Annotated in this window: 13 protein-coding genes; 3 read left to right on the forward strand and 10 right to left on the reverse strand. The window is 63.5% G+C overall.

The window, feature by feature from the left end:
• From ccoG to ccoN, 5 genes are all read right to left on the reverse strand, one after another.
• Positions 1-1449, reverse strand: coding sequence for a cytochrome c oxidase accessory protein CcoG (gene ccoG, locus P2G62_RS07510; RefSeq protein WP_275734260.1), 1449 nt, complete (start codon positions 1447-1449; stop codon positions 1-3).
• A gap of 262 nt (positions 1450-1711) precedes the next feature.
• The gene (gene ccoP, locus P2G62_RS07515; RefSeq protein ID WP_275734261.1) at positions 1712-2608 is read right to left on the reverse strand and encodes a cytochrome-c oxidase, cbb3-type subunit III; all 897 of its coding nucleotides are present in this window, start codon (positions 2606-2608) and stop codon (positions 1712-1714) included.
• A gap of 12 nt (positions 2609-2620) precedes the next feature.
• On the reverse strand, positions 2621-2830 hold the full coding sequence (locus tag P2G62_RS07520) for a cbb3-type cytochrome c oxidase subunit 3 (RefSeq protein WP_275734262.1): 210 nt from the start codon (positions 2828-2830) through the stop codon (positions 2621-2623).
• A gap of 11 nt (positions 2831-2841) precedes the next feature.
• The gene (gene ccoO, locus P2G62_RS07525) at positions 2842-3585 is read right to left on the reverse strand and encodes a cytochrome-c oxidase, cbb3-type subunit II (protein ID WP_275734390.1); all 744 of its coding nucleotides are present in this window, start codon (positions 3583-3585) and stop codon (positions 2842-2844) included.
• A gap of 14 nt (positions 3586-3599) precedes the next feature.
• On the reverse strand, positions 3600-5198 hold the full coding sequence (gene ccoN / locus P2G62_RS07530; RefSeq protein ID WP_275734263.1) for a cytochrome-c oxidase, cbb3-type subunit I: 1599 nt from the start codon (positions 5196-5198) through the stop codon (positions 3600-3602).
• Between the two features lie 370 nt (positions 5199-5568).
• Here ccoN and P2G62_RS07535 point away from each other — a divergent pair, with 370 nt between their 5' ends.
• Both P2G62_RS07535 and P2G62_RS07540 read left to right on the forward strand, forming a co-directional pair.
• Positions 5569-6408 (forward strand): universal stress protein, encoded by an 840-nt coding sequence (locus tag P2G62_RS07535; protein WP_275734264.1) that lies wholly within the window; start codon positions 5569-5571, stop codon positions 6406-6408.
• A gap of 137 nt (positions 6409-6545) precedes the next feature.
• A complete protein-coding gene (locus P2G62_RS07540) occupies positions 6546-6947 on the forward strand; it encodes a GFA family protein (protein ID WP_275734265.1) in 402 nt (133 codons plus the stop codon).
• A gap of 15 nt (positions 6948-6962) precedes the next feature.
• Here P2G62_RS07540 and P2G62_RS07545 read toward each other — a convergent pair whose 3' ends face one another.
• On the reverse strand, positions 6963-7709 hold the full coding sequence (locus tag P2G62_RS07545) for a Crp/Fnr family transcriptional regulator (protein WP_275734266.1): 747 nt from the start codon (positions 7707-7709) through the stop codon (positions 6963-6965).
• 58 nt (positions 7710-7767) lie between these two features.
• Between P2G62_RS07545 and hemN the strand changes: the two genes are divergently transcribed.
• The gene (hemN, locus tag P2G62_RS07550; RefSeq protein ID WP_275734267.1) at positions 7768-9123 is read left to right on the forward strand and encodes an oxygen-independent coproporphyrinogen III oxidase; all 1356 of its coding nucleotides are present in this window, start codon (positions 7768-7770) and stop codon (positions 9121-9123) included.
• Positions 9124-9263: 140 nt separating this feature from the next.
• On the opposite strand, the gene P2G62_RS07555 is transcribed toward hemN, so the two are convergent.
• Genes P2G62_RS07555 through P2G62_RS07570 form a run of 4 tightly spaced genes read right to left on the reverse strand, consistent with a single transcriptional unit; the run spans position 9264 to position 14336 of the window.
• Positions 9264-10490 carry a glycosyltransferase gene (locus P2G62_RS07555; RefSeq protein ID WP_275734268.1) on the reverse strand — a complete coding sequence of 409 codons (1227 nt, stop codon included), beginning with the start codon at positions 10488-10490 and terminating at the stop codon, positions 9264-9266.
• The gene (locus P2G62_RS07560; protein WP_275734269.1) at positions 10487-12079 is read right to left on the reverse strand and encodes an ABC transporter ATP-binding protein; all 1593 of its coding nucleotides are present in this window, start codon (positions 12077-12079) and stop codon (positions 10487-10489) included. Before P2G62_RS07560 ends, P2G62_RS07555 begins: the two co-directional genes overlap by 4 nt.
• The gene (locus P2G62_RS07565) at positions 12076-13182 is read right to left on the reverse strand and encodes an ABC transporter permease (protein ID WP_275734270.1); all 1107 of its coding nucleotides are present in this window, start codon (positions 13180-13182) and stop codon (positions 12076-12078) included. Before P2G62_RS07565 ends, P2G62_RS07560 begins: the two co-directional genes overlap by 4 nt.
• Positions 13182-14336 carry an ABC transporter permease subunit gene (locus tag P2G62_RS07570; protein WP_275734271.1) on the reverse strand — a complete coding sequence of 385 codons (1155 nt, stop codon included), beginning with the start codon at positions 14334-14336 and terminating at the stop codon, positions 13182-13184. The genes P2G62_RS07565 and P2G62_RS07570 overlap by 1 nt, the downstream gene beginning before the upstream one ends.
• Between the last annotated feature and the right edge of the window lie 26 nt (positions 14337-14362).

The following is a 14362-nucleotide window of genomic DNA, read 5'->3' on the forward strand; positions in this document are numbered from 1 at the left end:
TCACTGACCTTTGCCGTTGAAGACCGTGTCGACCGCCACGCGCGCGGCGCTGCCGACTTCCTCCACCCATACACGGATTTCGGTGCGGTCTGCCAGAGCCATCGGCGATCCGGCGGGTGCCTCGATATAGACACGCTGGGTCAGGGTTTCATCGGCAGGTGCGGTGATCTCATTGGCCTCTGCGCCTTCGAGAACCAGCGCGAGGTCGGCAATCTGGCCTTCATTCTCGCCGGTGATCGAGATCCGGTAGGTGGTGTCATCCCCGCTCTTGTTGCGCAGGCGCATGGTATAGATGTTGCGGACCGCCCCATCGCCCTGGATCACATAAAGCGGATCGCGGTTCGGGGTCAGGTTGAAGTCGATCGGCGAACGCATGAACAGGGCCGCGACCAGCGCGATACCCACCGCCGACCACAGCGTGAAATACAGCATCGTGCGCGGGCGCAGGATGTGTTTCCAGACACTGATGACAGGCTTGCCCGCACGTTCGTTCGGCTCGTCCTTCAGCGCCATATAGGCGATCAGGCCGCGCGGTTTGCCGATCTTGTCCATCATCTCGTCGCAGGCGTCGATGCAAAGACCGCAGGTGATGCATTCCAGCTGCTGACCGTTGCGGATGTCGATGCCCATCGGGCAGACGTTGAAACAGGCCATGCAGTCGATGCAGTCGCCCTGCCCTTCCGGGGTCTGGCCCTTGTGCAGCTTGCCACGCGGTTCGCCGCGCCATTCGCGATAGCCGATGGTGATGGTGTCTTCATCCATCATAGCGGCCTGAATCCGCGGCCAGGGGCAGGCATAGATGCACATCTGTTCGCGCGCGAACCCACCGAAGGCGAAGGTCGTGGCGGTGGCGACGGCGATCGTCGTATAGGCCACCGGCGAGGCCGTGCCGTTGAGCAGGTTCACCAGAAGCGTCGGCGCATCGGTGAAATAGAACACCCAGGCGCCGCCCGTGGCCAGACCGATCAGCAGCCACAGCGTCCATTTGGTCAAACGCTTGCGGATCTTTTCGGCATCCCATTTCTGGCGGTGCAGACGGATACGGTTGTTGCGGTCCCCCTCGACCCAGCGTTCGACCAGGATGAACAGGTCGGTCCAGACGGTCTGCGGGCAGGCATAGCCGCACCACACCCGGCCAAGCGCCGAGGTGAACAGGAACAGCCCCAGACCCGCCATGATCAGCAGGCCCGCGACGAAATAGAATTCATGCGGCCAGATCTCGATCATGAAGAAGAAGAAGCGGCGGTTGGCCAGGTCCAGAAGCACGGCCTGATCGGGCAAGGCCGGGCCACGATCCCAGCGAATCCACGGGGTGATGTAATAAACACCCAGCATCAGGGCCATGAGCACCCATTTCAGAGTGCGGAAACTCCCTTTCACCCGGCGCGGGAACACGGGTTCGCGCGCGGCGTAAAGGGGGGCGGGTTCGCTGGGTTCGGTCGAGCTCACGGTTCTCTCCGTTGGCTATAATTTCTGCAGATTGGGTCTCTTCTGATATGGCCCGAACGAAAAAACTTTGACATGCGTCAAAAAGACAGATTTCTGATACAGGTATTGGGAAGAGGTCCGGTTGGCGCGTCATGCGGGCCGACCCTGTGGCCCAGGCCCAAAAAAAGGACACCGGCGCCCCCAGGAAACGCGCGAACAGGACGGGGCGCCGGTGCTACCCGAGGGGGCCCTGGATCGCTCCAAGGCCCCCCCGAATCTCAAATCACTCGCCGCCACCAAGGCCGTGGACATAGGCAGCCACAGACCGGATTTCGGCTTCGGACAGACGCGGCTCACCACCTTCGGGGGTGAAGCTCCACGACGGCATCACGCCGAAGCGGGCATTCGTCACGGTCTCGGTCAGGGTGGCGACATCACCACCGTAGAGCCAGATCGCGTCGGTCAGGTTCGGTGCGCCCTGCATGCGGTCGCCGGTGCCGTCTTCCATGTGGCACGATGCGCAGTTGTCGGCGAAGACGACGGCGCCCTCGGCTTCAAGTGCGGCATCGAACTCCTGCCCCGAGATCTTGCGGACGTGCTGGACGACCTGCGCGATCTGTTCGGGTTCCAGCAGCTCGTCACGGCCGAAGGCGGGCATCTGCGAATAACGCGCATCGCCGTCTTCGGTGTTCCGGATGCCGTGCTGGACGGTGGTGTAGATGTCCTCGATGGACCCACCCCAGAGCCAGTCGCTGTCCAGCAGGTTCGGATAGCCGAGGCCGGCATTGCCGCCCGCGCCCGAACCGTGGCACTGCGCACACCAGGTGCGGAACACGGCTGCACCCGCGTTACGGGTGTAGTCGGCCAGTTCCGGGTCTGCCGCGATTGCAGTCAGATCCGCCGCCACCAGCTTGGCTTCGACCCCTTCGTTGGCCTTGGCATAGCGGTCGATTTCCGCCGCCACATTGGCCCGCGTCGAGGACCCGAGCAGACCGGGGGTCGCACCGTCCTTGAAGATCGGCCATGCCGGCATGGCGATCGAGTAGCCCACGCCCCAGACGATGCAGGCGTAGAAGGTCCACAGCCACCAGCGCGGCAGCGGGTTGTTGTACTCAGAAATGCCGTCCCACGAGTGGCCCGTCGTCTCGACATCCTGTTTTTTCGTCGGTTTTTTGCTCATATCCACGCCTCCTTACAACGTGGCGCCGTCGTCATGGCAGCTGCCTTTGCAGCCACCCTGACAGGCGGGTTTGTCATCATGCCGGAAGGGGATGTTGGCCGTGTCCTCATGGGTCTTGCGCGATCCGGGCCGGAAGGCCCAGATAACGACACCGATGAAGGTGGCGAACAGCGCGAGCATGACCCAGCTGTCCGCGAACTCACGCAGGATGTGGTAGTCCATCCCCGCCCTCCTTAGCGACTTGCCACGGGTTCGAAGGTCGAGAAATCAACCATCGTGCCGAGAACCTGAAGATAGGCAACCAGGGCATCCATTTCCGAGATGCCGGGCTTGCCGTCGAAGTTGCGCACGTTGACCGCCGGCGACCCGAAGGCCTCGGAGTAGCGCGCGTTCAGCCCATCGTAATCGCCATCGGGATCCACCTGGGCGGCAAAGTCCGCCTTGGCGTTCTCGATCATCTCCGAGCTGTAGGGCACACCCACGAGGGCGTCGGTCTTCAGACGGTCCTCGATATACTCGGGCTCGATCATGCGGTCGACGAGGAACCCGTATTTCGGCATCACCGATTCCGGCACGACCGATTGCGGGTTGATCAGGTGGTCCACATGCCACGCATCCGAGTAGCGGTTGCCGACGCGGGCGAGGTCAGGCCCCGTCCGCTTCGAGCCCCACTGGAACGGGTGGTCATACATCGACTCGGCAGCGAGCGAGTAGTGACCGTAACGCTCCACCTCATCGCGCATCGGGCGGATCATCTGCGAGTGGCAGACGTAGCAGCCTTCGCGCACATAGATGTCGCGGCCCGTCAGTTCGAGCGGGGTGTAGGGACGCACGCCTTCAACTTTCTCGATGGTGTTCTCGAGGTAGAAGAGCGGTGCGATCTCGACGATCCCGCCGACGGTCACGACGGCGAAAGAGAAGATCAGCAGCAGCGTCGCGTTTTTCTCGATGACGCTGTGTTTATCAAGAAGTGCCATTCTCACTGATCTCCTTATTCAGCCGGGACAGCAGCCACCGAAGCCGCCGCGACGCGCGGTTGCTTGGCAACAGTTGCCCAGAGGTTGTAGGCCATGATCAGCGCGCCGGTGAGATACATCACACCACCCAGACCACGCACGACATACATCGGATGCTTCGCAGCCACGGTGTCGGCGAAGGCGTTCACGAGGAAGCCCTGGCTGTCGACTTCGCGCCACATCAGGCCTTCCATGATGCCCGTGACCCACATCGACGCCGCGTAAAGCACGATGCCGATGGTGGCGAGCCAGAAGTGCCAGCTGACCAGCTTGAGCGAATACAGACGCTCACGCGCCCACAGACGCGGCACCAGGAAGTAGAGCGCGCCGAAGGTGATCATGCCGTTCCAGCCCAGAGCGCCGGAGTGGACGTGACCGATGGTCCAGTCGGTGTAGTGCGACAGCGAGTTCACGGCCTTGATCGACATCATCGGGCCTTCGAAGGTCGACATGCCGTAGAAGCCCACGGACACCACCATCATGCGGATGATCGGGTCGGTGCGCAGCTTGTCCCAGGCGCCCGAAAGCGTCATCAGACCGTTGATCATGCCACCCCAGGACGGCATCCACAGGATGATCGACATCACCATGCCCAGCGTCGAGGCCCAGTCGGGCAGCGCGGTGTAGTGCAGGTGGTGCGGACCGGCCCAGATGTACAGGAAGATCAGCGCCCAGAAGTGCACGATCGACAGCTTGTACGAATAGACCGGACGTTCGGCCTGCTTCGGCACGAAGTAATACATCATGCCCAGGAAGCCCGCGGTCAGGAAGAAGCCCACGGCGTTGTGGCCATACCACCACTGGGTCATCGCATCCTGCACGCCCGAGAACACCTGAACCGACTTCGAACCGAAGATCGAGACCGGAACCGTCAGGTTGTTGATCAGGTGCAGCATCGCGATGGTCACGATGAACGACAGGTAGAACCAGTTGGCCACATAGATGTGGGGTTCCTTGCGCTTCACGATGGTGCCGAGGAAGGCGATCAGATAGGCGACCCAGACGATGGTCAGCCAGTGGTCGACATACCATTCCGGCTCGGCGTATTCCTTCGACTGCGTGGCGCCCAGGATATAGCCGGTCGCCGCCAGAACGATGAACAGCTGATAGCCCCAGAACACGAACCAGCCAAGGCCGCCACCGAAGAGACGCGCCGCCGAGGTGCGCTGCACCACATAGAACGACGAGGCGATCAGCGCGTTGCCACCGAAGGCGAAAATCACCGCCGAGGTGTGCAGCGGGCGCAGTTTGCCGAAGTTCAGATAGCCTTGCGCCCATTCGAAATTGAGGGCGGGGAAGGCCAGCTGGAACGCGATGATGACCGCGACCAGGAAGCCCACAACGCCCCACAGGGTCGTTGCGATAACCCCGGCGCGAACCACGCCGTCGTTATATTCAGTTTGCGGGGCCGCAGGGGCCCCCATGGTGCGAAGCACCCAGATGAACGCGATCGCAGCGGCCAGCATGACCTCGATCGCGTTCACCATATATGCAAGATCGCGCGCGTAGTTGGCTGCGATTGCGGCAAGCACCGCAACCAACCCCAGCGCGATCAGCTTAAAGTAATCCCACATGTTGTGCGTCCCTTCGTCTTGTCTGTTCCTCTGTCCCGGAGCCGAGTCGGACTCCGGGCAGTGGGTTCATGACTGTAGCCCTTGTGGTCTCAGGGTATGCCCGATGCATTGATCTGCATCAAATCCTTGGCACCGGGGTGAGTTCATTCGCCGCAGGTGCAAATTCACAAATATCAAGCCATTGATCCCCGTCAAGTCAAACCCCATATGGCGCGCCGCGAAAAAAGCCCGCTCCGAAAGCCCTTTAGGGGGTTGCCCTCGTGCCGTTCCAGACGAGATAGTGCGCCTGCGACCGATTGATCCGCGTCAAGGCGCGGCATGATCGGATGACGTAATCTGCACTTCGGACACACCTGGCGGAGGATCGGCCATGGCCTACAAATCCATTCTGACAATCGTAACGGATGCTGCGGCCGCAAAGGCGCAGCTGGATACCGCCGTGGCGATGGCCCGGCGCGAAGATGCACATCTTGATGTGCTGTGCATGGGCGTCGACCGCACGCAGACGGGCTATTACTACGCGGGGGCCACGGCCTTCGTGCAGCAGGAAACGCTTGACCGTGCGCAAGATGACGCCAAAGAGGTCGAGGCCGCGGTGCGCGCCCGGCTCGGCAGCGAAGACATCCGCTGGGCCTCGGAAACGCTGGTCGTGCAGATCGGCGCGATCGCCACGATCGTGGGCATGCGCGCGCGCTTTGCCGATCTGGTGGTGATGGGCCGCCCCTATGCCAAGGGCCGCGGGCAGGAACTGGAAGCGGTGATCGAATCGGCGCTGTTCGAAGGCCAGGTGCCGGTGCTGATCGTCCCCGACGATTATGCCGGCGCGGTGGCGGCACGGCGTGTTGTCGTCGCCTGGAACCAGTCGAGCGAAGCGCTCAGCGCGATCCGCAAGGCGCTGCCCGTGCTGAAGGCCGCCGATCTGGTCGATATCACCGTGATCGACCCGCCGACCCATGGCCCCGAGCGCTCCGACCCCGGCGGTCAGCTGAGCCAGATGCTCTCGCGCCACGGTGTGCATGCCGAGGTGTCGGTGCTGGCGAAAACCATGCCGCGGGTATCTGATGTGCTCAACCGCCACATCCGCGACAGCAACGCCGATCTGGTGGTGATGGGCGCCTACGGCCACTCGCGCTTCCGCGAGGCGATCTTGGGCGGCGCCACCCGGCACATGCTGGAAATGGCCGAAGTGCCGGTTCTGATGGCGCATTAAGCGCCTCTCCCAAAACACTGGCGGCGCCCCACGGGGCGCCGTTTTGCCATCCCTTCCCCGCACAGGCTTGACCGCGCGACCGATCCCCCCAAGGATTACGTTGCTCTGACCTGCACCAGACAGAAAGGCCCGCGGCCGTGACCCAGATCACCACCGGCAGATGCCTGTGCGGCGACGTCAGCTTCCAGATCAGCGGCGCTTTCGAGCTGTTCTTCCTGTGCCATTGCTCGCGCTGCCGCAAGGGCTCGGGCTCGGCCCATGCCGCCAATCTCTTCGCCACCACGTCCGAATTAAACTGGCTGTCGGGGCAGGACCAGGTGCAGACCTTCCGCCTGCCCGAAACCCGGCATCAACGCAGTTTTTGCACCAGCTGCGGATCGCCCCTGCCGACCAGTGTGAAGGGCCTTCTGGTAGTCCCCGCCGGATCGCTTGACACCCCGGTCACGCTGCGTCCGACCGCGCATATCTGCCTGTCCAGTCGCGCGGATTGGGAAGACGGCCTGGAACATGCCCCCCGTCTGGAGGGCATGCCGGGCTGAGCCCGCCCTGCCCGCTCAGATCAGGAAGCCACCGTCCGAATCGTCGCCTGCTTCCAGCATCAGCCGGTCCATGTCGGGCACGGTGACGTGGCGCTTGCCTTCCAGCTCGATCACCCCGTCGCGTTTCAGCGCGGAAATCTGGCGGCTCACGGTTTCCAGCGTCAGGCCCAGGTAATCGGCCATCGCCTCGCGGGTCAGCGGCAGATCGAAAGTCATCCGCCCGGTGGCCGAGCGCAGCTTGATCGAGGCATCGCGCCGCGCCACGATCGACAGGAGCGAGGCGATCTTCTCGCGCGCGGTCTTGCGGCCAAGCAGCAGCATCCATTCGCGCGCCGCGTCCAGCTCGTCCAGCGTCATCTGCAACAGGCGCTGCGCGATATGGGGCGTGCGCTCCATCATCTCTTCGAACGGCTTGCGCCGAAAACAGCACATCAGGATATCGGTCGTGGCGGTCACGTTGTAGGCCGCGCTTTCACGCCCCGGACGCCCCACGAAATCCGACGGCAGCAACAGCCCGACCATCTGCGTGCGCCCGTCTTCCAGCGTCTGCGTCAGCGTGGCAATGCCGGTGACCACAGAGGCCACGAAATCCATCTTGTCGCCGGCCCAGATGACGGTCTGCCCCGCCTCGAAGCTGCGGTAATACTTGATTTCTTCAAGCTGCTCGATTTCGTCGGTCTCGCAACGCGCGCAAACGGCACGGTGGCGGATCGGGCAGTCTCCGCATTGCAGCGAGACCGGGTGCACGTCGTCGTGAGCCATCTGCATTTCTTGATTTGGGTCAAATTGTCTTGCGCGTTCTATCGCTAAAGATACGCCCATGAAACAGGAATCGCAACTCACCCGGCTCGGGCTCTTCGATGCACGGGTTCCCCGCTACACGAGCTACCCCACCGCGCCCCATTTCTCGACTGAAGTGGGGCCGCAGCATTTTGCCGACTGGATCGAGGCGATCCCGGCGGGGTCCAGCATTTCGCTTTACATGCATGTGCCGTTTTGCCGGCGGCTGTGCTGGTTCTGCGCCTGCCGCACGCAGGGCACGCAAAGCGACGAACCGGTGCGCGCCTATGCCGAAACCCTGCTGGCCGAGCTGAAGATGCTGCGCGACCGGCTGGCGCCGGGCGTCACGCTGTCGCGCCTGCATTGGGGCGGCGGCACACCCACACTGATGCCTGCCGACATGATGCGGCGCGTGGCCGCTGCGGTGTTCGAGGCCGTGCCGATGGGCGAAGGCGCCGAATTCTCGGTCGAGATCGACCCGAACGAGATCGACGACGCGCGGATGGATGCGCTGGCCGAAAGCGGCATGAACCGCGCCTCGATCGGGGTGCAGGATTTCGACCCGCAAATCCAGAGCGTGATCGGCCGCGATCAGAGCTACGAAATCACCCGCGCGGCCGTCGACATGATCCGCGCGCGCGGCGTGGCCAGCCTGAATGCCGATATCCTGTACGGGCTGCCGCATCAGACCAACCGCAAGATTTCCGAAAGCGTGCAGAAACTGCTGTCGCTCGGGCCCGACAGGGTGGCGCTTTACGGCTATGCGCATGTGCCGTGGATGGCGCGGCGGCAGACGCTGATTCCCTCGGATCACCTGCCGACCCCGCAGGAACGGCTGGCGCTGTTCGAAACGGCGCGCAAGCTGTTCGTGGCCGATGGCTATGACGAAATCGGCATCGACCATTTCGCACTGCCCACCGACGGGCTGTCCAAGGCCCTGAAAGCAGGCCAGCTGCGCCGGAATTTCCAGGGCTATACCGACGATCTGGCCCCGGTTCTGGTGGGGATGGGGGCAAGCTCGATCTCGCGCTTCCCGCAGGGCTATGCCCAGAACGCCTCGGCCACCGGCACCCATACCGGCGCGATCCGCGAGGGCCGCTTCTCGACTGCGCGGGGCCATGTCTTCACCCCCGATGACAAGCTGCGCGCGCGGCTGATCGAGGCCCTGATGTGCGATTTCAAGGTGTCGACCGACGAGTTGGTGCGTGACTATGGCGCCAGCACCACCGAACTGGCCACGATGTTTGCCGATTGTGCGGCGAAGTTCGAAGACATGGTGCAGGTCACGACCGAAGGGCTGGAGATCCCCGAAAAGGGCCGCCCCCTGACCCGGATGATCGCCCGGCATTTCGATGCCTACGATCTGTCGAAATCGGGCCACAGCTCGGCGATCTGACGCCCCTGCCCCGGCACAATGCCCATGATCCCCGTCGGAGCCTCCGGCGGGGATATTTTTTGCCAGAAAGAAAGCACAGCACCTTCTTTCTGGCCCAAATATCCCCCGCGGAGCGGCCGGCGGCGCCAAGGGGGTCGGGGTCAGATCGGGCGCCCGGCGTTTTCCACGAAGTCGATCAAACGCGGCAGGCAATGGCTGTGCAGATCGTAGCGCGCGACGATGTCGCGCCGCGCAGCCTGACGCAGGGGGGCGAAGCTTTCCGGTTCGGCCAGCGCCTCGGTCAGTCTTGCCGACCAGGCCGGGATGTCGAAGAAATCCACGAGTTGCCCGTTCTCGCCGGGGCGGATCACCTCGCGCACCGGGGCGGTGTCGGAGGCGATGACATGGCAGCCCGCCGCCATCGCCTCCATCAGCGACCAGCTGAGCACGAAGGGATAGGTCAGATAGGCATGCACCCGGCTGATCTGCAGCAGGCTCAGGAAGGTCGGGTAAGGCACGCGGCCCAGGAAATGCACGCGGCTCAGGTCCAGCCGGTCCTGCACCTCGTCCAGAAAGATCTGCTTCCAGCTTTTGTCGCCCGGTGGCGCGGCGCCATAGCTTTGGCCTTCGTCGCCGACGATCACCGCATGGGCGTTCGGGCGCGCGGCCAGCACATCGGGCAGCGCGCGCATGAAGCTGTGATAGCCGCGATAGGGTTCGAGCGAGCGGTTGACGAAGCTCAGCACCTCATCGCCCGGACGGAAGCTGAGCGTGGTGCCGGGAATATCCAGCCGTGCCTGCGGGTCGGGGCGGGCGGTTTGGGTATTCACCCCGTCATGGCAGACGGTGATCTTGCCGCGCAATTCGGGCGGGAAGGTCGCGGCCTGAAATTCTGTGGGCGACAGGCCGGCATCGGCCTGCACCATCGCCTGGATCAGATGCGCCGCGCGCGCGGTGGTGGAAATCCGGCTGTCCAGGGTCGGACGCGCGAATTCCGGGTCGAAATCGGTATCAAGGCCGGTCGTCTGATACATCAGTTCCGCATAGACGAGCAGCTTCGCTTCGGGCCAGATTTCACGCAGGAACAGCGTCTCGCCCCAGCCGGGGTGGCCGAAGATCACATCTGGCACATAGCCCAGCTGATCGCGCATCTGCCGTGCGGCCAGCGCCACCTTCAGCCCGCGTTCGCAGCATTCGGCATAAAGCTTGCTCAGCCGTGGTTCGATCGTGACCTCGGCGGGTTTGCGGTATTTCATCACCTTCACCGGCGAGGGCCGCTGGTTGGTTTCGGCCGTCAGCGCCATCACCTCGTGGCCACGCGCGGCAAGCGCCGGCGCCAGATGGGGGAACTGGCCGGGAAAGTTCTGATGCACGAACAGGATTTTCACGCGCGCTCTCCAAGCGCTGCGCTCAGCAGGGCGCGGGTATAATCGGTCTGCGGCGCGGTGAAGATCCGCTCGGCCGGACCTGCTTCTACCACGTCGCCACGCTTCATCACCAAAACCTTGTGCGCCAACGCCCGCACCACCCGCAAATCGTGGCTGATGAACAGATAGGCCAGCCCGTGACGGCGCTGCAGATCGCGCAGCAGATCGACGATCTGCACCTGCACCGTCATATCCAGCGCCGAAGTCGGTTCATCCAGCACCACCACCTTGGGGCGCAGGATCATCGCGCGCGCAATCGCGATGCGCTGGCGCTGACCGCCGGAAAATTCATGCGGGTAGCGGGCCATCGCTGCGGGGTCGAGCCCGACCTCGGTCATAATCTCGGCCACCATGTCGCGGCGGTTGCGGCCCGGATCGACACCGTGGACGGTCAGCCCCTCGCCGATGATCTGTTCGATCGTCATGCGCGGGCTGAGGCTGCCGAACGGGTCCTGGAATACGATCTGCATGTCGCGCCGCAACCGGCGCAGATCGCGCGCAGGCCATGTCGAGATGTCCTCGCCCTGATAGAAGATCGGCCCTTCGGAACCGATCAGCCGCATGATCGCCAGCGCCAGCGTGGTCTTGCCGGACCCGGATTCGCCGACGATGCCCAGCGTTTCACCCGCCCGCACCGACAGGCTGGCGGCATTGACCGCCTTCACATGGCCCACGGTCTTGCGCAGCAAACCACGCTGCACCGGAAACCAGATCCGCAGGTCTTCGGTGCGCACAAGTTCGGGGGCGTCGGGCGCCACCGGATCGGCGCAGCCCTGCGGTTCGGCAGCCAGCAGCTTGCGGGTATAGGGGTGCTGCGGATTGGCAAAGATCTGTTCGGCCGGGCCCTGTTCGACGATCTCGCCGTTCTGCATCACGCAGACCCGGTCGGCGATGCGCCGCACCACGCCCAGATCGTGGCTGATGAACAAAAGGCTCATCCCCATGTCGCGCTTCAGATCGGCCAGCAGGTCCAGGATCTGCGCCTGGATCGTCACGTCAAGCGCAGTCGTGGGTTCATCCGCGATCAGCAGTTCTGGGCCATTGGCCAACGCCATCGCGATCATCACCCGCTGCCGCTGCCCGCCCGACAGTTGATGCGGGTAATCGGCCAGCCGGGTTTCGGGGTTCTGGATGCCAACCTTTTCCAGCAGTTCCACGATCCGCGCCTTCGCCGCTTCACCACGCAAACCCTGATGCAGGCCAAGGCTCTCGCCGATCTGCCGTTCGATCGTGTGCAGCGGGTTGAGCGAGGTCATCGGCTCCTGAAAGATGAAGCTGATATCGTTGCCGCGCACACGGCGCAGCCGCGCCTCGTCGGCGCCGATCATCTCTTGCCCGTCATATTTCACCGATCCCTCAAGGATCGCATTGCCGCCCAGCAGGGCGACCGTGGACAGCGCGGTGACCGATTTGCCCGATCCGCTTTCGCCGACCAGCGCCACGGTTTCGCCTTTGTTGACGGCGAAGCTGACGCCCTTCACGGCGGGGATGATCCGACCGTCCTGCCGAAAGGACACGCGTAGATCGGTGACGCTCAGAACCGGGGTCATTTGAAGACCTTTCGGGGGTCGAAGGCATCGCGCACGCCCTCGAACACGAAGACGAGGAGCGAAAGCATCGAAGCAAAGGTGAAAAACGCCGCAAAGGCCAGCCAGGGCGCCTGCAGGTGCTGTTTGCCCTGCAGCGCCAGTTCGCCCAGGCTGGGCGCGGACGAGGGCAGCCCGTAGCCCAGGTAATCGAGCGAGGCGAGCATCGAGATCGTGCCGGTGATGACGAAGGGCAGCATCGTCAGCGTCGCCACCATCGCATTGGGCAGGATGTGGCGGAACATGATGGTGCGGTCGCTGACGCCCAACGCCCGCGCGGCGCGGACATATTCGAAATTGCGCGCGCGCAGGAATTCGGCGCGCACGACGCCGGTCAGCGCGGGCCAGCCGAACAGGATCGACACGAAGACCAGCAGCCAGAAACTGCGCCCCAAAATCGCGAACAGGATGATGATGACATAAAGCGAGGGGGTAGAGCCCCAGATCTCCAGCAGGCGCTGGAACACCAGATCGGTGCGCCCGCCGAAATAGCCCTGCACCGCCCCCGCCGCGATGCCGATGACGCTGGCCACGGCGGTCACGATCAGCGTGAACAGGATAGAGGTGCGGAACCCATAGATCACCCGCGCCAGCACATCGCGCGCGGTGTCATCGGTGCCCAGCCAGTGCTTGCCATCGGGCGCGGAGGGCGCTGTGCCGACGTTGTTGATGGTTCGGTAGTGATAGGGGATCGGCGGCCAGATCATCCAGCCGGTCTGCACCGGCGCGCCATCGACGGTGCCGGTGGCCTGCGCCTCGGCGATATAGGTTTCGGGATCGTCCCAACACGCCTCGGCCCCGCCGGTGACGATCAGGCATTGCACCGCCTCGTCGCGATAGATCGCCTCGGTGCGGAAATCGCCACCGAAGGCGGTTTCGGGATAGAAGCGATAGGCCGGGAAGAACAGCTGCCCGCGATAGCTGACCACGATCGGCTTGTCATTGGCGATCACCTCGGCGAACAGCGAGGCGGTGAACAGCGCCAGAAAGATCCACAGCGCATAGAAGGCGCGGCGGTTGGCCTTGAAATTGCGCCAGCGGCGCGCGTTCAGGGGCGACAATGCCATCAGCCCGCCCTCCGCTCGAAATCAATGCGCGGATCTACGAACACATACATCAGGTCCGACAGGATGCCGACCACCAGCGAGATCAGGCCAAAGACGTAAAGCGTGCCAAAGATCACCGGGTAGTTGCGTTCGACCGTCGCCTGGAATCCCAGCAGCCCCAGCCCGTCGAGCGAGAAGATCGTCTCGACGATGATCGAGGCGCCGAAGAACACGCCCAGAAACGTCGCCGGAAAGCCCGCGATCACGATCAGCATCGCATTGCGGAAGACATGGCCATACAGAACCCGCCGTTCGGTCAGGCCCTTGGCGCGGGCGGTCATCACATATTGCTTGTTGATCTCGTCCAAAAAGCTGTTCTTGGTCAGCAGGGTCATGGTGGCAAAGCTGGAAATCGTGGTGGCGGTGACCGGCAGCGCGATGTGCCACAGGTAATCCAGCGCCTTGCCCATCATGCTCAGCTGATCGAAATTATCCGAGGTCAGGCCGCGCAGCGGGAAGATCTTCCAATACGACCCGCCCGCGAACAGCACCATCAGCATCACCGCAAACAGAAAGCCCGGGATCGCATAGCCGATGATGATGGCGCCCGATGTCCAGGTGTCAAACGGCGTGCCGTCGCGCACCGCCTTGCGGATACCCAGCGGGATAGAGATCAGATAGGCCAGGATCGTCGACCACAGCCCCAGCGTCAGCGAGACGGGCAGCTTGTCGGCCACCAGTTCGATCACCGTTTGCGAATGGAAGAAGCTTTTTCCGAAATCGAAGCGGATGTAATCGCCCATCATAATGAAGAACCGCTTCCAGGCCGGGATCGGCTCCTTGTGGCAGGCGGGGTCTTTCAGGTCGGGGGTGCCGGTGAAGCCGGGGTCACAGACGATGCGGGAAAAGCCCATCTGCACCTCAAGCTGCGCCAGCAACTCGGGCGAGATCCCGCGCGCGCCCTGATAGCCGCTATCGGCTACACCGCCCTGCCCCGCGCCCGCATCACCGCCGCCCGAGATATTGCGCAGGCTGTCGGCCTCGCCTTCGACCCGGGCGATGATCTGTTCGATCGGCCCGCCCGGCACGAATTGCGTCAGCGTGAAATTGACCAGCATGATCCCGATCAGCGTCGGGATCACCAGAAGCAACCGCCGCAGGATATAGGCGCCCATAGGAGTTTTCTGCCCTTTTATCCGCC

It is taken from the genome of Paenirhodobacter sp. CAU 1674 (assembly GCF_029222945.1).
GTDB lineage: Bacteria > Pseudomonadota > Alphaproteobacteria > Rhodobacterales > Rhodobacteraceae > Rhodobacter.